The 17,713-nt window shown below is 71.1% G+C and carries 20 protein-coding genes; 15 read left to right on the forward strand and 5 right to left on the reverse strand.

From position 1 onward, the window contains the following. The first annotated feature begins 147 nt into the window (after positions 1-147). On the forward strand, positions 148-447 hold the full coding sequence (locus ACFQVD_RS40435) for an HU family DNA-binding protein (RefSeq protein WP_030913604.1): 300 nt from the start codon (positions 148-150) through the stop codon (positions 445-447). A 190-nt stretch (positions 448-637) separates the two neighbouring features. Here the strand turns inward: ACFQVD_RS40435 and ACFQVD_RS40440 are convergent, their stop codons facing one another. Continuing rightward, positions 638-844 carry a hypothetical protein gene (locus tag ACFQVD_RS40440; protein WP_343982269.1) on the reverse strand — a complete coding sequence of 69 codons (207 nt, stop codon included), beginning with the start codon at positions 842-844 and terminating at the stop codon, positions 638-640. A gap of 45 nt (positions 845-889) precedes the next feature. Continuing rightward, on the reverse strand, positions 890-1,585 hold the full coding sequence (gene cofC / locus ACFQVD_RS40445) for a 2-phospho-L-lactate guanylyltransferase (protein WP_386273726.1): 696 nt from the start codon (positions 1,583-1,585) through the stop codon (positions 890-892). A gap of 67 nt (positions 1,586-1,652) precedes the next feature. Between cofC and ACFQVD_RS40450 the strand changes: the two genes are divergently transcribed. The 4 genes from ACFQVD_RS40450 to ACFQVD_RS40465 all read left to right on the forward strand — a co-directional run bounded on the left by ACFQVD_RS40450 (position 1,653) and on the right by ACFQVD_RS40465 (position 6,072). Further along, entirely contained in the window at positions 1,653-2,366 is a 714-nt protein-coding gene (locus ACFQVD_RS40450) for a lysophospholipid acyltransferase family protein (RefSeq protein ID WP_343982275.1), read from the forward strand. Between the two features lie 292 nt (positions 2,367-2,658). Continuing rightward, entirely contained in the window at positions 2,659-3,669 is a 1,011-nt protein-coding gene (locus ACFQVD_RS40455; protein ID WP_343982278.1) for an NAD(P)H-dependent glycerol-3-phosphate dehydrogenase, read from the forward strand. A gap of 16 nt (positions 3,670-3,685) precedes the next feature. Continuing rightward, positions 3,686-4,912: a trans-sulfuration enzyme family protein gene (locus tag ACFQVD_RS40460; protein WP_343982281.1), complete on the forward strand. Its 1,227-nt coding sequence runs from the start codon at positions 3,686-3,688 to the stop codon at positions 4,910-4,912. A 50-nt stretch (positions 4,913-4,962) separates the two neighbouring features. After that, entirely contained in the window at positions 4,963-6,072 is a 1,110-nt protein-coding gene (locus ACFQVD_RS40465; protein WP_343982284.1) for a D-alanine--D-alanine ligase family protein, read from the forward strand. On the opposite strand, the gene ACFQVD_RS40470 is transcribed toward ACFQVD_RS40465, so the two are convergent. Further along, positions 6,055-6,501, reverse strand: a complete 447-nt coding sequence (locus ACFQVD_RS40470; protein WP_343982287.1) for a DUF3515 family protein — start codon at positions 6,499-6,501, stop codon at positions 6,055-6,057. The genes ACFQVD_RS40465 and ACFQVD_RS40470 overlap by 18 nt on opposite strands. 28 nt (positions 6,502-6,529) lie before the next feature. Further along, positions 6,530-6,763, reverse strand: a complete 234-nt coding sequence (locus tag ACFQVD_RS40475; RefSeq protein WP_030913587.1) for an Lrp/AsnC family transcriptional regulator — start codon at positions 6,761-6,763, stop codon at positions 6,530-6,532. Between the two features lie 51 nt (positions 6,764-6,814). Here ACFQVD_RS40475 and ACFQVD_RS40480 point away from each other — a divergent pair, with 51 nt between their 5' ends. The 3 genes from ACFQVD_RS40480 (at position 6,815) to thiD (ending at position 9,878) form a co-directional block, all read left to right on the forward strand. Further along, the gene (locus tag ACFQVD_RS40480) at positions 6,815-7,771 is read left to right on the forward strand and encodes a thiamine-phosphate kinase (RefSeq protein ID WP_343982293.1); all 957 of its coding nucleotides are present in this window, start codon (positions 6,815-6,817) and stop codon (positions 7,769-7,771) included. A gap of 333 nt (positions 7,772-8,104) precedes the next feature. Further along, complete coding sequence (locus ACFQVD_RS40485) at positions 8,105-8,896, forward strand: hypothetical protein (protein ID WP_343982296.1); 792 nt, start codon at positions 8,105-8,107, stop codon at positions 8,894-8,896. 181 nt (positions 8,897-9,077) lie between these two features. Continuing rightward, the gene (gene thiD, locus ACFQVD_RS40490; RefSeq protein ID WP_343982299.1) at positions 9,078-9,878 is read left to right on the forward strand and encodes a bifunctional hydroxymethylpyrimidine kinase/phosphomethylpyrimidine kinase; all 801 of its coding nucleotides are present in this window, start codon (positions 9,078-9,080) and stop codon (positions 9,876-9,878) included. 150 nt (positions 9,879-10,028) lie between these two features. Here thiD and rpmB read toward each other — a convergent pair whose 3' ends face one another. Next, positions 10,029-10,214: a 50S ribosomal protein L28 gene (gene rpmB / locus ACFQVD_RS40495; RefSeq protein WP_012894387.1), complete on the reverse strand. Its 186-nt coding sequence runs from the start codon at positions 10,212-10,214 to the stop codon at positions 10,029-10,031. A gap of 364 nt (positions 10,215-10,578) precedes the next feature. Between rpmB and ACFQVD_RS40500 the strand changes: the two genes are divergently transcribed. From ACFQVD_RS40500 to rnc, 7 genes are all read left to right on the forward strand, one after another. Next, positions 10,579-12,156, forward strand: a complete 1,578-nt coding sequence (locus ACFQVD_RS40500) for a DAK2 domain-containing protein (protein ID WP_343982319.1) — start codon at positions 10,579-10,581, stop codon at positions 12,154-12,156. 106 nt (positions 12,157-12,262) lie between these two features. Next, positions 12,263-14,434, forward strand: a complete 2,172-nt coding sequence (recG, locus tag ACFQVD_RS40505) for an ATP-dependent DNA helicase RecG (protein WP_343982325.1) — start codon at positions 12,263-12,265, stop codon at positions 14,432-14,434. Between the two features lie 447 nt (positions 14,435-14,881). Then, complete coding sequence (gene rsmD / locus ACFQVD_RS40510) at positions 14,882-15,460, forward strand: 16S rRNA (guanine(966)-N(2))-methyltransferase RsmD (RefSeq protein WP_343982328.1); 579 nt, start codon at positions 14,882-14,884, stop codon at positions 15,458-15,460. Between the two features lie 16 nt (positions 15,461-15,476). Next, a complete protein-coding gene (gene coaD / locus ACFQVD_RS40515; protein ID WP_030913570.1) occupies positions 15,477-15,953 on the forward strand; it encodes a pantetheine-phosphate adenylyltransferase in 477 nt (158 codons plus the stop codon). 66 nt (positions 15,954-16,019) lie between these two features. Next, positions 16,020-16,574 (forward strand): YceD family protein, encoded by a 555-nt coding sequence (locus tag ACFQVD_RS40520; RefSeq protein WP_343982332.1) that lies wholly within the window; start codon positions 16,020-16,022, stop codon positions 16,572-16,574. A gap of 1 nt (position 16,575) precedes the next feature. Then, positions 16,576-16,755 carry a 50S ribosomal protein L32 gene (gene rpmF / locus ACFQVD_RS40525; protein WP_012894381.1) on the forward strand — a complete coding sequence of 60 codons (180 nt, stop codon included), beginning with the start codon at positions 16,576-16,578 and terminating at the stop codon, positions 16,753-16,755. Between the two features lie 267 nt (positions 16,756-17,022). Then, positions 17,023-17,697, forward strand: coding sequence for a ribonuclease III (rnc, locus tag ACFQVD_RS40530; protein WP_051752506.1), 675 nt, complete (start codon positions 17,023-17,025; stop codon positions 17,695-17,697). Positions 17,698-17,713 lie beyond the last annotated feature (16 nt).

The following is a 17,713-nucleotide window of genomic DNA, read 5'->3' on the forward strand; positions in this document are numbered from 1 at the left end:
CCCTAATTTCAAGCGAGCAGGGGGTTTCTCATCGTGATCGTTGATGAGAGATCTGTGATGAGACCCCTCGCCGTGACAAATCGGGTGAGACGGGTTTTCTGCCCCGTGACCCACTCCCGGACATCGGTAAGCAGGGGGAGCAACCTTATGAACAAAAAGGAACTCGTCGACGCCATCGCGGATCGGGTGGGCGACAAGAAGACGGCCACCGAAGCCGTGAACGCGGTGCTCGACACGATCCAGACCACCGTCGCGAGTGGTGACAAGGTCTCGATCACGGGGTTCGGTGCCTTTGAGATGGTGCACAAGCCGGCCCGCACCGCCCGCAACCCCTCGACGGGTGCCGAGATCCACGTCGCCGAGAGTTGGGGGCCGAAATTCCGGCCCGGTTCCGACTTCAAGGAACTCGTCAACAACGGCGGCAAGAAGGCATCGAAGAAGAAATAGGTCTCGGCGTAGACGCCCGGACTCCCGAAGCGGGAGCCCGGGCGTCCGGCTTTCCGACCGGCGCCGCCGGATCGGGACGCCCGGCCGGAGCCGTCGAAAAGTGTTCCGCCACGTTCGACGGACTCGTCGGCGGGGCGCCGCGGAGATGATCGCGGCTCGGACCGCCGGGGAAGCCGGTTACCCGGCCGCCTCACCGGCCGGGTACGGGGAAAGTCGAGAGGGTGATGTAGGAGACGTCGTCGCCGTTCATGACGATGTTGACCCGCTGACCCGCCCTGAGCAGCCGGAGCGGCCCCGCGTCGAAGGCCGCCGCGCCGAACGGGATCTCGGTCCCGTCGTCCAGGAAGACCGACCCCGACCGGGTCGCCTCCTCGAAGCTCCGCACCGTCGCCTGCACACGCCCAGGGTAGCCCCCGGACGGGAATCCCGCCCCAACCCGGGACTATCGGTCCCTGTCGCGTTCCTCCGGCCGCGAAGGGCCGCCGGACACCGAGATCCTTTCCGCCATGGCCAGCGTGCGGGGGCCGACGCCCAGGACCAGCGCCTGGCGGAGGTCGTCCGGGGTGTCCACGTCATGGCGGACCGACTCCACGCCCGCCACACAGAGCTCCTTGGCGCCGCGCCGCAGGTGCCGGTCCCGCGACTCGCCGCCGAACCCCGGCGTGAACGGCGTGCCGGGCCGTACGCCGTAGAAGGTCGTGCCGATCTCGGAGGCGTCGGGCAGGAACATCTGGTCGAACTCCGCGGCGGCGGTCAGCACGCGGGCCAGCTCCGCGGGGCGGAGGGCGGGGAGGTCGGCCTGGAGGGCGCCGACGGCGTCGCCGGGCGCCAGCCGGGCCGCCTCCAGGGCGCCGTGCCGCAGGGCGGCGTTCAGCCCCGCCTCCGGGTCGCCGACCACGTGCGCGCCGACCCCGCCGAGCGCCTCGGCGGCCACGGGGTCACCCGTCACCACGACCACCCGCGTGACGAGCGCGCACCTCAGCGCCGCCTCGACGGTGTCGCAGGCGATCGCCACGGCCAGCGCGGCCCGGTGCGGGCCCGCCGCCGCAGACAGGCGGGTCTTGGCGGCGACCAGCGTCTTGACCGGGACGACAAGGGTCCAGGCGGAACTTTCCTGAGCAGGCATAGCGTTAAGCATCCCGTCTCGACATCTCGGGGAGCCAACCGGGAGACTTGGTGCGCAAACCGCTCATACGGAGGAGCCCATGAGACGCCCCGGCTGGCCCTCACGATTCTGGGTCGCCTTCGCCGTCGCGATCGTCAAGCCGATCTCGTGGCTCCTGGTCAAGAAGGACTGGCGTCGCAGCGACCGGTTGCCCAGGACGGGCGGAATCATCGTGGCGACCAACCACCTGTCGTGGCTGGATCCGATCCTCATCTCGCACTTCCTCTACAACAACGGCCGCTGGCCGGTGATCCTGGCCAAGTCGGGTCTCTTCGCGGTGCCGCTGCTCGGCCCCCTGCTGAGGGCGCTCCAGGTCATTCCCGTCTACCGGGGGAGCTCCGACGCGGGACGCTCGCTGGAGGAGTCGCGGCGCCGGTTCGCCGCGGGGGCGTGCGTGATGTTCTATCCGGAGGGTACCTGCACCCGCGACCCGGACTTCTGGCCGATGGAGGGCAAGACCGGCGCGGCCAGGCTGGCGCTGGAGACCGGCGCGCCGGTGATCCCCGTCGCGCACTGGGGCGCCCAGGAGATCCTGCCGTACGGTGCCAAAAGGCCCAGCCTGCTGCCGCGCAAGACCTTCCGCGTGCTGACCGGGCCACCGGTCGACCTGTCGAAGTACCGGGGGCAGCCGCTCCAGGCCGACGTGCTGCGCTCCGCGACGACCGAGATCATGTCGGCGATCACGGCCCAGCTGGCCGAACTCCGCGGGGAGAAGGCGCCCAAGGCGCCGTTCAAGCGACCTTCCGACAACTGACTTCGGCGTACGGTGTTGACATCCTCCCCTCCCCGAAGGGAGGGGATTCCCACGGTCGCCCGTGAGAGTTCCTGAATCACCGCCGGTCGCCCGCCAGGAGAAATCCCTTGAGGTCCTACACCAGCTCCACAGGCGTTTCACCTCTCCGCCAGCCCGGCGGTGAGGACCTAGCCGGTCACACTCGTAGTGGCCCGGCTGTCGCCACCGCCGGACACGGTGCCGAACCGTACGGCGTCGCGCCGTGTCTTCTCCCCCGCCCGGAGGCGGAGGTTTCCACGCCCAAGGAGAACCGATGACCAAGGCGGCTGTATTCGGCACGGGATCGTGGGGGACGACCTTCAGCATGATCCTCGCGGGGGCGGGTACCCGGACGGTCCTGTGGGGCCGCAGCGCGGAGGTCGTCGAGGCGATCGACCGGCGGCACGAGAACCCCGTCTACCTGCCGGGCGCGGTGCTGCCCGAGACGCTGCGCGCCACGACCGACCCGGCCGAGGCTCTCGACGGCGCCGACTTCGTGGTGCTCGCGGTGCCCTCCCAGACCCTGAGGGAGAACCTGACCCGCTGGAAGCCGCACCTGCCGCCGGAGGCGGTGCTGGTCAGCCTGATGAAGGGCATCGAGCTGGGCACCACCAAGCGGATGAGCGAGGTGATCTGCGAGGTCGCCGGGGTGCCCCAGGAGCGGGTCGCGGTGGTGTCGGGCCCCAACCTGGCCGGGGAGATCGTCCGGGGCCAGCCCGCCGCCACCGTGGTCGCCTGCACCGACGAGCGGGCGATGGAGCGCCTTCAGGAGGCCTGCTACCTGCCGCCCTGGTTCCGCCCCTACACCAACCCCGACGTCGTGGGGGTCGAGCTCGGCGGGGCCGTCAAGAACGTGATCGCCCTCGCGGTCGGCATCTCGGCGGGGATGGGGCTGGGCGACAACGTCGGGGCGATGCTGATGACGCGCGGGCTGGCCGAGATCTCCAGGCTGGGCACGGTGCTCGGCGCGGACCCGCACACCTTCGCGGGGCTGGCGGGCATGGGCGATCTGGTGGCGACCTGTACCTCCCCATTGTCGCGGAACCGTACTTTCGGGGAGAATCTTGGGCGGGGTATGACCCTGGCCGAGGTCATCGCCGCCACGAAACAGACCGCCGAGGGGGTCAAATCCTGCGAGTCGGTGCTCGAACTGGCCAGAAAGCACGACGTGGAGATGCCGATCACCGAAGTGGTGGTGGCCGTCGTCCATGACGCAATGCCTCCCAGCGAGGCCGCGGTGCTCCTGATGTCGCGGACTCCCAAGCCGGAACGGTACGGCCTGTGAAGACACGGTGTGGCCCATGAACAGACGGATGCGCAGGCGCAGGGGGGAGAACACCCGGTCGGTGCACCTGCCGGCTCCCGAGCCGCCCCCGCAGAGACCCTTCGGTCTCCCCGTGTGGCGCAGTTCCGCCTGGGGCTTCGGCGACTCCGCCGAGTACGCCGAGGTGTTGGAGGAGAAGGGGTCCGGCCACGTCTACGGCCGGATCGACAACCCCACCACCGCCGCGTTCGCCTCGGCGGTGGCCTCCCTGGAGGGGGCCGCGGCGCCCGAGGACGTGGCCGGGCAGGCGTTCGCCTCGGGGATGGCCGCCGTGAACGCCGTCCTGATGACGTTCCTGCGCGCGGGCGCGCATCTGGTGGCGCCCACCCCGCTGTACGGCGGGACCCACTCGCTGATCACCAATGTGCTGTCCAGGTTCGGGGTCAGCGCGGACTTCGTCGGCTACGGCGACCTGACCGGGGTGCAGGCGGCGATCAGGCCCAACACGAAGATCATCTATGCGGAGACGCTCTCCAACCCGACCATGGCGGTCTCCGACATCCGCGGCCTCTACCGGATCGCCCGCGCCGCGGGGGCGCTGCTGGTGGTCGACTCCACCTTCGCCACCCCGATCGTGTGCCGTCCCCTGGAACACGGCGCCGACCTGGTGATCCACTCCGCGACCACGTACCTCGGCGGCCATGACGACTGCGCCGGGGGCGTCGCGGTGGGCCGTCCCGACCTGATCGCCCAGCTGCGCGAGGTCAGGATCGACACCGGGGGCACGCTCTCCCCCGACGACGCCTTCCTGCTCCGCCGGGGGCTCGCGACCCTGCCGCTGCGGGTCCGCCGGATGTGCTCCACCGCGATGGTCTTCGCCGCGGCCGTGGCCAAGCACCCCGCCGTGCGCCGGGTCGACTACCCGGGGCTGCCGGGACACCCCGGACACCAGCTCGCCAGGCACCTGTTCGATTCGGGACCCGAGGGCACCAGGTACGGCGCCTGCGTGACGATCACTCCGCGCGGTGGCTACGACGCCGGCGTGGCCCTGGCCGACGCCCTCAGGCTCGCCTCGATCGCCCCCTCCGCCGGAGGAATCCACACCAAGGCCGCGCACGTGGCCTCGACCACCCACCGGCGGCTCGGCGGGGCGGCGGGGATCGACGAGGCGGCCGTCCGGTTCTCCATCGGGCTCGAGGACGCGGAAGATCTCATCATGGACGTGACCAAGGCACTCGACTCACTACCCGCATCGAGTAGATAGGCGCGTCTAACAGCCGGATTGCCCCCTAACAGGGGGTAGATTCGAGCATCATGAGTGAGCAGCACGAACCTCTACCGAGGGTCGCCGTCGTCTTCGGCGGTCGCAATTCCGAGCACGCCGTCTCCATTCTCGGAGCGGGAAGCGTGTTGGAGGCCATCGACAGGTCCAAGTACGAGGTGGTCCCGATCGGGATCGCCCAGGACGGCCGGTGGGTGCTCGCCTCCGGGGAGCAGCAGTATGGGATCGAGAGCGGCGAGTTTCCCGCCGTCGACGCGGCGAGCGCGACGCTGGCGCTGACATCCGGTAGTGGCTCGCTGGTGGCGTACGACCCCGGCAGCATTCCCGTCGAGCTCGGCCACGTCGACGTCGTCTTCCCGGTGATGCACGGCCCCTTCGCGGAGGACGGCACCATCCAGGGGCTGCTGGAGATGGCCGGGGTCCGCTATGTCGGCTCCGGGGTGCTGGCCAGCTCCGTCGGCATGGACAAGGCGTACATGAAGATGGTCCTCGCCGCCTCGGGCCTGCCCGTCGGGCCGTATGTCGCGATCCGCGACCGCGACTGGCGGACCGACCGCGGCCGGGTGCTCAAGGAGGTCCAGGAGCTCGGCTGGCCGGTCTTCGTCAAGCCCGCCCGCGCCGGGTCCAGCCAGGGCATCTCCAAGGCCGCCGACCTGGAGGAGCTTGAGCGGGCCATCGAGTTCGCCCGCGAGCACGATCCCAAGGTGCTGGTCGAGGCCGCGATCACCGGCCGCGAGATCGAGTGCGCCGTGCTGGAGTCGCCGGGCGACGAGGCGCCCCGGGCCAGCATGCCCGGTGAGGTGCTGGTTCACGGAGACCACGAGTTCTTCGACTTCGAGGCCAAGTACCTCGGGGACGACATGTCCCTGTCGGTGCCCGCGGACATCCCCGAGGAGACGGCCGAGCAGCTGCGGGCGATGGCCGTGCGCGCCTTCGAGGCGCTGGGCTGCGAGGGCCTGTCGCGGGTCGACTTCTTCTACACCACCGACGGGCGACTGATCGTCAACGAGATCAACACCATGCCCGGCTTCACCGCGATGTCGGTCGCACCGCAGCTCTGGGCCGCCACCGGGGTGCCCTACGCGGAGCTGGTCGACCGGCTGATCCAGCTCGCGCTGCGCCGCTCACCCGGTCTGCGGTAGCGCTGCCTTGATCGGTGCCGCGAGATCGACCAGCACGTTCTGCGGGGTGTGCTCCCGCGCGACCGTCACCTCGACGTAGGCCGCCCTGCCGACCGACGTGAACAGCGTCGGTCGGGCCGGGTCGGCGTACCACGCCACTTCGTTGATCTCGGGCACCTGGTCGGTGGGCGACATCGTCACCGGCCGCGGCACCCCGCAGCGCAGCGCGATGCGGCCCTGCCCCCACACGGCGACGTAGGGGGAGGCGGGGGTGGACTCGACCCGGTCCGCGCCGTCGAGTCTCCGCGGGAGCCGCTCGGCGAGCGCCTGGCACGCGGCGGCGGCGGGTCCCTCGGGGACGGGCGGCTCGACCCGGACGGCGCCGCCGCATCCCGCCAGGATCAGCAGGGCGCAGGCGCACCCCGCCAGGCGGATGGACCGCAGTGGCATGTCACGTTCCCGACGGTCAGATACGGACTCAGATATGGACGATGGGACACGTCAGTGTACGCGTGATCCCCTCCACACCCTGAATCTGCGCCACCACGAGCTTTCCCAGCTCATCGACGTTGCGGGCCTCCGCCCGCACTATCACGTCGTAGGGTCCGGTGACGTCCTCGGCCTGGGTGACACCAGGAATGCCGGAGATCTCCGAAGCCACGTTCGCGGCCTTGCCGACCTCGGTCTGAATAAGGATGTAGGCCTGCACCACAACGACCTCCGGGGCGATTGGATCAGTGCCGAAGGGCCACCGTACCCTGTGATGAACGGGAGGTGTGTCATCACAGTCGGAGATCTCGGCGAATTCGGAGTTGTTGCACGTATTGCCGGACGCTTGCCGCAGGGAGGGACCGTATTGCTCGGTCCCGGGGACGACGCCGCGGTGGTGAGCGCTCCCGACGGGCGGGTCGTCGTGACGACTGACCTGTTACTCGAGGGTAGGCACTTCCGCCGTGATTGGTCCAGTGGCTACGACATCGGGCGCAAGGCCGCGGCGCAGAATCTCTCGGACGTCGTGGCGATGGGAGCGGACCCCACCGGCCTCGTGGTCGGCCTCGGGCTGCCCGCCGACGCCGCCACCGGCTGGCTGGACGACCTCACGGACGGCTTTCGCGACGAGTGCCACCTCGTCGGCGCCAGCATGGTGGGCGGCGACATCACCCGCTGCGACCTCGTCGTGATCGCCGTCACCGCCCTCGGCGACCTCGGCGGCCGGGCGCCGGTCACCAGGTCCGGGGCCAGGCCCGGTGACGTGGTCGCGGTCGCGGGCCGCCTCGGGTACGCCGCCGCGGGCCTCGCGCTGCTCCGTGCGGGCCTGGCCGGGCCGGTGGAGCTGATCGACGCCCACCGCCGCCCGTGCCCTCCCTACCCGCGCGGCCCCGAGGCCGCCGCACTGGGGGCCACCGCCATGCTCGACGTGAGCGACGGCCTGCTTCAGGATCTCGGCCACGTGGCGGCCGCGGCCGGAACCGCGCTCGTGCTCGACCCGGAGGCGTTCCACATCCCGCCGGTGATGCGGGAGGCCGCCCGGCTGCTCGGCACGGACCCGCTGGAGTGGGTGCTCTCCGGCGGCGACGACCACGCCCTCGCCGCGACCTTCCCGGCCCGGGTACGGCTCCCGGAGGGCTGGAGTGTGGTGGGCCATGTCATCGAGGGTGAGGGAGTGCAGGTCAAAGGCATGTTGCTGGACCGTGGCGGCTGGGATCACTTCCGGGAGTGACCTTTACCACTCGTTGTTACATCTGCGAAAATTGCCACAAACGGTTATTGAACTGGTATGAAGTTGGGCGGTCGAGATTCCCTCCGAGAAAGGGGCGATATGGGCCGCCATGGTGGAAACGGGGAAGCGGCTTCCCCGGACCGGGGGAAACGCGGGCCGGGGCCCGATCCGGCACCCGGTCACCGGGACGAGCCGATCGGGCGCCGGCTCCGTCCCGAGGAGTCGATGGTCACCGAGCCCCAGACGGGTTTCCTGGGTTCGGGATGGACGTCGGAGTCCGAGCCGTCCGTCACATGGCCGGAGGACGAGGAAAGGTCCGGCGGACGGACCAGAATGACCTTGCTGATCGTCGCCGCGGTGGCGGTGGTGCTCGGCGGGACCGCGTTCGGGATCCGGACGCTGACCGGCTCCGAGAGCTCCGCCGCCGACTGCCCGGTCGCCGGTTGCGCCACGGCGGTGTCGAACCAGCCGGAACCGCTGCCCGACCCCGTCGGTGAGACCGAGCCCACCGAGGACCCCGTACCGGCCGACGAGCCCGAGGAGGCGGGCGACGAGACGACGGAGGCCACGCCCGTCCCGACTCCCGCCTCCACCCGCAGGGAAGGCGGAGTCACCTCCACCCCCAGGCCCACCACGACAAGGAAGGCCACCCGCGCGCCCCTGGCCTCCGACGAGCCGTCGCCCACCGGCGAACCGGAGCCCACGCCCACCTCCGAGCCCCTCGTCGTCGGTAACCACCGAACACCCGCTCCCGAGCAGTCCCCGAGCACCACGGCGCCCGTCCCCGTGCCCACCGCCACCTTCGAGGCGCCCGCGCCCGCCGCGGGAGGCGCCGTGATCATGGTGGGCGCCGCCCTCGTGAAGAGCAGGGCACAGTCGTACACGGTCAGGCTCGTGGTCGCCGCGGACGAGAGCGTCGAGAACCTGAGGGTGAGCGTGCCGGTCAACGGGACGGTCTCCTCGGTGCACGGAGCCGACTGGGAGCAACTCGACGACAGCCTGGTGATCGACTCGCCGGAGGGGCTGGAGGCGGGCGAGGAACTCGTCGTCGTCTTCACCGCGAGCGGTGACGCGGGGATTCCGGAGACCTGTCGGAGCGACCGGGGAGAGTGCGCCGTCGTCTGACCCGGCGTCTGACCCGGCGTCTGACCCGGCGTCCCGGACCAGGCCGGTGCCGTCGGATCCGGCCCGGTCGGGCCTCGGTCGCCCGAGCCGGTGCCGCCGCGGCTCTTCCACGCGGCCAAGGCGTGGCGGGAAGTGGACGGGGGTGCTCAGCCGGTCGGCACGGGGCTGGTTGGATGGGGGCATGACCGTTCTGGCTCCCCCTCGCGTGCTGACCGTCGCCGGCTCCGACTCCGGAGGTGGTGCGGGCATCCAGGCCGACCTGAAGACCATGCTGGCCCTCGGCGTCCACGGCATGAGCGTGATCGCCGCGGTGACCGCACAGAACTCGTTGGGCGTGCAGGGCTACTGGGAGCTTCCCCCGGAGGCGGTCCGCGCCCAGCTCGACTCGGTGCTCGGTGACATCGGTGCCCAGGCGGTCAAGACCGGCATGCTCGCCTCGCCCGTACTGGTGGAGACGGTCGCCGAGGTGCTGGCAGGGCTGGACGTGCCCGTCGTGGTCGATCCGGTGGGAGTCTCCAAGCACGGTGACGCGCTCCTCGCCCCGGAGGCGGTGGAGACGGTCAGGTCGAGCCTGCTGCGCACGGCCACGGTGGTCACCCCCAACCTGTGGGAGGTGCTCCAGCTCACCGGTGTGAAGGTCACCGACGAAGCCGACCTGCGCCGGGCCGCCGACGCGGTCCTGGCGCTCGGGCCCGAGTGGGCGCTCATCAAGGGCGGCCACCTTCCCGGGGCTCCTGTCGATCTGCTGACCGACGGCACGCGGGAGTTCCGCTTCACCGCGGAGCGCCACGACAACCGGCACACCCACGGCACGGGCTGCACCCTGGCCTCCGCGATAGCCTCCCACCTGGCCCTCGGCGAGGACGTCCCCGCCGCGGTGGAGAAGGCGAAGGCGTACGTCACCGGCGCGATCGAGCACGGTTTCCCCCTGGGGGCCGGCATCGGCCCGGTGGACCACGCCTGGCGGCTGCGCTTCCGCTGAACGCGGAGAACCCGCCTCGAACGCGGTGGAGCCGTACCGAACGCGGCAGAGCCGGCCTCGGCGGGCAGGCCCGTCCCCGGCGGCGAGACCCGTTGGGAACGGCGAAGCCCGCCACCCCGTAGAGGGGCGGCGGGCTTCGCGGAAGTCCGACTAGCGGGTGACCTTGCCGGCCTTGATGCAGGAGGTGCAAACGTTCAGCCGCTTCGGCGTGCCGTTCACCACTGCGCGCACGGGCTGGATGTTCGGGTTCCAGCGGCGGCGGGTGCGGCGGTGCGAGTGGGAGACGTTGTTGCCGAAGGTCGGCTTCTTAGCGCAAACGTCGCAGACGGAAGCCACGGTTCGCTCCTTAGATCAGTCGAGAGGCTCGATCCGCCGCACTGGCGGGCGGTCATCGGGCATGCCGGGACGACCGGCTGGCCACACGAGGATACCCGATGTTCGGCCCTACAGGCGAACGTGAGCCGCCGTGAACGGTCGAACGGGGATAATCTCCGGAGGCAACCGTAGCGCATCCCGGGACGCGCCATGGCGGGTCGCGTCCGGCGGGCGGCGATCGGCCGGTGCGGGCCGGGCCGGACGGGCTGCGCGGACGGGTTGTGCGGACGGGTTGTGCGGACGGGGGACCACCGGTCGCGGCATCGGGATCTGCCAGGGGAGACCGGTGGGATCGACGAGGGCGAGCAGGAGCAGGAGGGCAGGAATGCTGCAGGTTCTCGACCCGCCCTCGGTGCGGAGGTGGTCGCGGCTGGCCGCGGAGACGCTGGGGAAGGCGCGCGAGGAGATCGACGCGCTCAACGTCTTCCCGGTGCCCGACGGCGACACCGGTACCAACCTGCACCTGACCATGCTCTCCGCGGCCGAGGCGCTCGACGGGCTGCCCGCGGACGCGGGGACGGCGGCCACCTGGCAGGCGCTCGCGCAGGGAGCGCTGCTCGGCGCGCGGGGCAACTCCGGGGTGATCGTCAGCCAGGTGCTACGCGGCCTCGCCGAGGTGTTCAGAGAGGCCGAGGGGCGCGGCACGGACCTCTGCCGTGGCCTGGTCAGAGCCGCCGAGCTGGCCCGTGCCGCGGTGGCCAGGCCGGTCGAGGGCACGATCCTGAGCGTCCTGACCGCGGTCGCCGCGGCGGTGCGCGACGGCCGCGGAGATCTCGCCTCGATCGCGAGAAGGGCGGCCGAGGAGGCGCGCTCCGCGCTCCGCCGTACCCCCGGGCAGCTCGACGTGCTGGCCCGCAACGGGGTGGTCGACGCGGGCGGCGCGGGCCTGACGATCATTCTGGAGAGCCTCGCCGCGATCGTCACCGACTCCTACACCGGGCGGGTGGACATCCCCGCCCCGGCCCACCGGATCGGCGCGGAGGTCGCGGGGGAGAGCGCGGACGGGCCCGGCTACGAGGTCATGTACCTCCTGGAGGCCGGAGCGGCACAGGTCGCGGCGCTTCGCGCGGAACTCGACGCGCTGGGCGAGTCGCTGGTGATCGTGGGTGGGGACGACCTGTGGAACGTGCACGTTCACGTGGACGACGCGGGCGCGGCGATCGAGGCGGCGGTCCGGCTGGGGCGGCCCCACCGGATCAGGGTGACGTATCTGGTCGGCGCGGACAGGACCCACCCGGCCGCGCGGGGCAGGGGAGTGGTGGCCGTGGCGGCGGGACCCGCGCTGGCCGCGCTGTTCGAGGAGTCGGGGGCCGTGGTCGTCCGCCGCGAGCCGGGCTCCAGCCCGCCGCTGGCGGCGGTGCTCGCCGCCATCCGCGAGGCCGGCTCGGAGGTCGTGGTCCTGCCCAACGACAGCGGGACGCGCGAGGTCGCCGCGGCCGCCGCGGAGGTGGCCAGGGAGGAGGGCCTGGTGGTCGGCGTCCTGCCGACCAGGGCCTCGGTGCAGGGCCTGTCGGCGCTGGCCGTGCACGACCCGCTGCGCCGCTTCGACGACGATGTGGTGGCCATGACCGAGGCGGCCGCGCACACCCGCCACGGGCACGTCTGGGTGGCCGACCGCGAGGTCATGACGAGCGCGGGCCTGGCCGAGCCGGGTGACGTCCTGGGGGTGGTCGACGGGGACGCCGCGCTGATCGGCAGGGACCTCGGGGCCACCGCCCTGGAGGTCGTGGGCCGCATGGTGTCCTCCAGCAGCGAGCTGGTGACCGTTCTGGAGGGCGTCGACGCCCCCGAGGGGCTCGCGCGCGCGGTGCTGGACCACCTGGCCGAGACCAGGCCGGACATCGAGGTGGTGCTGTACGAGGGCGGCCAGGGCGGCTACCCGCTGCTCATCGGCGTCGAGTGAACCGGGTGGGTGAGCGGGCGCCGTGGGTTCGCCGACAGGCGCGCGTGAACCGTTCCGTGGGCCGGGCCGGGCGATTTCTGTCCCCCGCACACGGTAGAAAGCTGGGGTGACGAGCTTCGACGAGCCGCTGGCGAAGGCGCTGGACCCCAAAACCGCCAAGTTGCTGGAGAGCGTTCTCGACCTGCGCACCGTCGGCGACCTGCTGCGGCACTACCCGCGGCGCTACGCCGAGCGGGGTGAGCTGACCGACCTCGACGACCTGCGGGTCGACGAGCACGTCACGGTGGTGGGCGAGGTGACCAGGGCGATGCGCAGGCCGATGCGGAACAAGGGCGGCACCTGGCTGGAGGTCGAGGTCGTCGACGCCCGCCGCAGCAAGATCTACCTGTCGTTCTTCGGGAAGGCGTCCCACATCGCGGAGACGCGGCTGCGGCCGGGCAGGCGCGGCATGTTCGCCGGGAAGGTCGGCGCCTTCGGCCAGGGCGAGAAGCGCAAGTGGCAGCTCTCCCACCCCGAGTTCGAGATGATCGAGGAGCACGAGACGGGGGCCGAGGAGTTCGCCGCCGCGCTCGTGCCGATCTATCCGGCGGGCAAGGACGTGACGCCCTGGGCCATCCGCAGGGCGCTGGGCGTCGTCCTCGACACGATGGGCGAACTCGACGACCCGCTTCCCGAGGAACTGCGCGCCCGGCACAGGCTCCCCGGTCTGTCGGACGCGCTGCTGGCCGTTCATCGGCCGCGCGACCACGCCGACGTGGCCAGGGCGCGCAAGCGGCTCAGGTTCGACGAGGCGTTCCTGCTCCAGGCGGTGCTGCTGCAGCGCCGGATGGCCGCGGCCTCCTGGCCCGCCACCCCCAGGCCCGCGATCTCCGACGGGCTGCTCGCCGACTTCGACAAGCGGCTGCCGTTCGAGCTGACCGAGGGGCAGCGCGAGGTGGGCGAGGAGGTCGCGGCCGACCTGGCCATGGCCCACCCCATGCACCGGCTGCTCCAGGGCGAGGTCGGGGCGGGCAAGACCGTCGTCGCGCTGCGCGCGATGCTCCAGGTGGTCGACGCCGGGGGACAGGCCGTGCTGCTGGCGCCCACCGAGGTGCTCGCCCAGCAGCACCACAGGTCGATCTCGGCCATGCTCGGCGACCTGGCAGGCGGGGGCATGTTCGGCGGCACCGCGGTCGCCCTGCTGACCGGCTCGCTGGGCGCCGCGGCCCGCCGCTCGGCCATGCTCGACGTGGCCTCGGGCACGGCGGGCATCGTCGTCGGCACCCACGCGGTCCTGCAGGAGCGGGTCCAGTTCGCCGATCTCGGCCTGGTCGTGGTCGACGAGCAGCACAGGTTCGGCGTCGAGCAGCGCGACGCGCTTCGCGAGAAGGCCGGGGCCGGCCGCCCGCACGTGCTCGTCATGACCGCCACCCCCATCCCCCGCACGGTCGCCATGACGGTCTTCGGCGATCTCACGGTCTCCACGCTCTCCCAGCTGCCCTCCGGGCGTGCCCCGATCACCACGCACGTGGTTCCCGCCGCGGAGAAGCCGCACTTCCTCGACCGCGCCTGGACCCGGCTGCGCGAGGAGATCGGGCTGGGCCGCCAGGCCTACGTCGTGTGCCCGCGCATCGGCGACCTGGAGGGTGACGAGGGCGACATGTCGAAGTCCGACGACGAGCGCAGGCCGCCGCTGGCGGTGCTCGACGTGGCGGAGACGCTCTCGCGGGGGCCGCTGCTGGGGCTCCGTACGGAGGTGCTCCACGGCAAGCTCCCTCCCGAGGAGAAGGACGCGGTGATGAAGGCGTTCACCAGGGGAGAGATCGACGTGCTGGTGGCGACCACGGTCATCGAGGTCGGCGTCGACGTCCCCAACTCCTCGGTCATGGTCATCATGGACGCCGACAGGTTCGGCGTCTCGCAGCTCCACCAGCTCCGCGGCCGGGTCGGCCGCGGCGGGCTGCCCGGTCTCTGCCTGCTGGTGACCGACTCTCCCGGCGGCACGCCCGCCAGGGCGCGGCTCGACGCCGTGGCGGCCACCCTGGACGGCTTTGAGCTGTCCCGTGTCGACCTGGAACAGCGCAGGGAGGGTGATGTGCTCGGGGTGGCCCAGTCGGGACGCAGGTCGTCGCTGAAGATGCTCAGGCTCCTCCGTGACGAGGACGTCATCCACGCCGCGCGCCTGGACGCCGAGGCGATGCTGGAGGCCGACCTCGAGCTGGCGGGGCACCCCGTGCTCCGCGCGGAGATCGACAGGCTCCTGGCGGACGAGCGCGCCGAGTACCTGGAGAAGACCTGAGGGCCGACGGTGGCGATGCCCGGCGGGGCTTCGTGGCCGGGGCCGGCGGACGCGCCGTGCCCAACTGCGGGGACGGCCTCCCCCCGAATGCCGTCCCCGCCTGGGCCCACTCCCGGGTCAGGTGCCGAGAGCACCGGCGTGCGGAAGGGCTCACGATCACGCCGGTCGGCCTCCCCCTGGGTCACTTGGAGGCCGCAGGAATCATCATGCAAGGGACCGGCACCTGACGGAACGACCCTTACGCTTTCGTCGCCACTCCTTGCCCACTCTTGACCTAGATCACCTACCAGGACCCTTTTGACCTGCGGTTATGTGATGCGTCGCGACACGCCGTGCTGCGTGTGGCGCACCCGGGCCGCTCCGGGGGCAGGCGCCGGGGACGGGCGGCGGCACCGTGCGGTGCCATCGCGCGGTGGCGCCGCGCGATGGCACTGAGAGGATGGCCGGGTGAGCCGAGTCATCGCGGGAAGCGCAGGAGGACGGCGGCTGGCAGTGCCGCCGGGGCGGGGGACCCGCCCCACGAGCGACAGGGCCAGGGAGGGGATCTTCTCCACGGTGGGGTCGCTGATCGGCCCGCTGGAGGGGTGCCGGGTGCTCGACCTCTACGCGGGCTCGGGCGCGCTCGGGCTTGAGGCGCTCTCCCGGGGGGCCGCCCGGGTGCTTCTCGTGGAGTCGGACGCCAGGGCGATCCGGACGATCAGGCAGAACGTCACCTCGCTGGGGCTGCCCGGGGCCGAGGTCGCCGCCGACAGGGTCGAGCGGCTGCTGGCCAGGGGCGTCGGAGAGAGCGGGGAGCCGTACGACCTCGTCCTCGCCGACCCGCCGTACGCGCTGGGCGACGAGGAGGTGGGGACGGTGCTCGAACTGCTGCGCGACCGAGGCTGGCTGGCCGAGGACGCGCTCGTCGCGGTGGAGAGGGAGAGCCGGGGAGGGGACCTCCGCTGGCCGGCGGGGTACGAAGAGGAGAGGGTCCGTCGTTACGGTGAAGCGGCCGTTTGGTACGGTCGCGCCGCCGGGAATCCTTAAGAGCAGGGAGTCCACCTTGCGTCGCGTTGTCTGTCCGGGATCCTTCGATCCCGTCACGAACGGTCATCTGGACATCATCGGCCGGGCTTCCCGGCAGTACGACGAGGTCGTCGTGGCCGTACTGATCAACATCGAGAAGAAGAGCCTCTTCACGGTGGACGAACGTATCCAGACTCTCCAGACGGTCACCAAGGAGTACGGGAACGTCCGCGTGGACAAGTTCCACGGCCTCCTGGTCGACTACTGCAGGCAGCAGGAGATCCCCGCCATCGTGAAGGGCCTGCGCGCGATCAGCGACTTCGACTACGAGCTCCAGATGGCGCAGCTCAACTACCGGATGTCGGGGGTGGAGACCCTGTTCATGGCCACCGGGCCCGAGGTCTCCTTCCTGTCCTCCAGCCGCATCAAGGAGATCGTCAAGTATGGTGGGAGCGTGGCCGGGCTAGTTCCCGATCTTGTCCAGGAGCTCCTGGTCGAACGGCTCAGGGGCTAGGCCCTGCTATTCTCTTGTTTCGGCCTTGCACGATGGCGATGATGCGCCATGCCTAACGAGAGCGAAATGACTCATCCCAACCTTGACCCCCGAGCCCCATGGGTGATCTCTACCCATGACCTGGGGCGACGACCAGGGTCGATGCGGCGGATGGACCTCGTTCTCCCGGCACCGGCGGACATCGGCGTCGACATGATCGGCGTTCCCAAGGACGCCGAAGTCGAGCTGGACATCCGGCTTGAGGCGGTCATGGAGGGTGTGCTCGTCACGGGCACTGCGCAAGCCCCGCTGCGGGGGGAGTGCGCACGCTGCCTGGAGCCGGTCATCTCGCGAGCCGAGGTGGGCTTCCAGGAGCTGTTCTTCTACTCGGCAGAGGATGCTGCCGAGGGTGACTCGCTTCTCGACGGTGAACTTCTCGACCTCGAACCCGCGTTTCGCGACGCGGTGGTGCTCACACTGCCGTTGAGCCCGGTCTGCAGTGAGGACTGTGCCGGGCTCTGCGTGGAGTGCGGGGTCAGGCTGGCGGATGCCGGGCCTGACCACGGCCACGAGGTGATCGACGCCCGCTGGGCGAAGCTGCAGGGTCTGATTCCGGAACATAACAACGATCAGGAGAGCTGACGTGGCTGTCCCCAAGCGCAAGATGTCGCGGAGCAACACTCGCTCCCGCAGGTCGCAGTGGAAGGCCGCCGCGGTTTCGCTCGTGAGCTGCCCCCAGTGCCGCTCGCCGAAGCGTCCGCACGTGGCGTGCCCGACCTGCGGCACCTACAACCGCCGTCAGGTGATCGAGCCCTCCGCCTGATCGCAGTCTGACAGACGGATGCCGGCCGGGTCCTTTCCGGCCCGGTCGGCGTCACCGTCCGCCCACCCTGCGATGGCGGTCCGCCCGCGGTTGTGGTGGACGCCGGGGTTCGCGGTAGAACGCGTGCCCTCCCGGCGCCCACCACATCTTCGGGCATCTCTCGTTTCTTCGCCATCGCGCATTCGATGAGAGAGCGTGCGAGGAGAAGCCGTGGGTACGAGTGTCAAACCGGTCGCCGTCGAGTTCGTCAAGGACGAGCTTGAGCGCCTGCTGTCGGTGCGTCTGGACGTCGCCATCCTGGAGCGTGCGCTGACGCACCGCTCCTACGCGTACGAGAACGGCGGCCTGCCGACCAACGAGCGCCTGGAGTTCCTGGGCGACTCGGTGCTGGGCCTGGTCGTCACCGACACCCTCTACCGCAACCACCCCGACCTGCCCGAAGGGCAACTGGCCAAGCTCAGGGCCGCGGTGGTGAACATGCGCGCCCTCGCCGACGTGGCCCGCTCGCTGGGTCTCGGCCGTTTCCTGCGGCTCGGCCGGGGTGAGGAGGGCACCGGGGGGCGCGACAAGTCCTCGATCCTCGCGGACACCCTTGAGGCGCTGATCGGCGCGATCTACGTGAACAGGGGGCTGGACGAGGCGTTCCGCGTCGTCCACCTGCTCTTCGACCCCCTCATCACCCGCTCCGCCTCGCTCGGCGCCGGGCTCGACTGGAAGACCTCCCTGCAGGAGCTCACCGCCTCGGAGTCGCTCGGCGTGCCCGAATATCATGTTGAGGAGAGCGGCCCCGACCACGCCAAGTCCTTCACCGCGGTCGTTCGCGTCGGCGGAGAGGGATACGGTTCGGGATCCGGCCGCTCGAAGAAGGAAGCCGAGCAGCAGGCGGCGGAGGCGGCCTGGAACAGAATCCGCCAGGACCGCGACAGGCGCGAAGCCGGCTGACCGTCGCCCAAGGAGG

It is taken from the genome of Streptosporangium amethystogenes subsp. fukuiense (genome assembly GCF_042665875.1).
Lineage (GTDB): Bacteria > Actinomycetota > Actinomycetes > Streptosporangiales > Streptosporangiaceae > Streptosporangium > Streptosporangium fukuiense.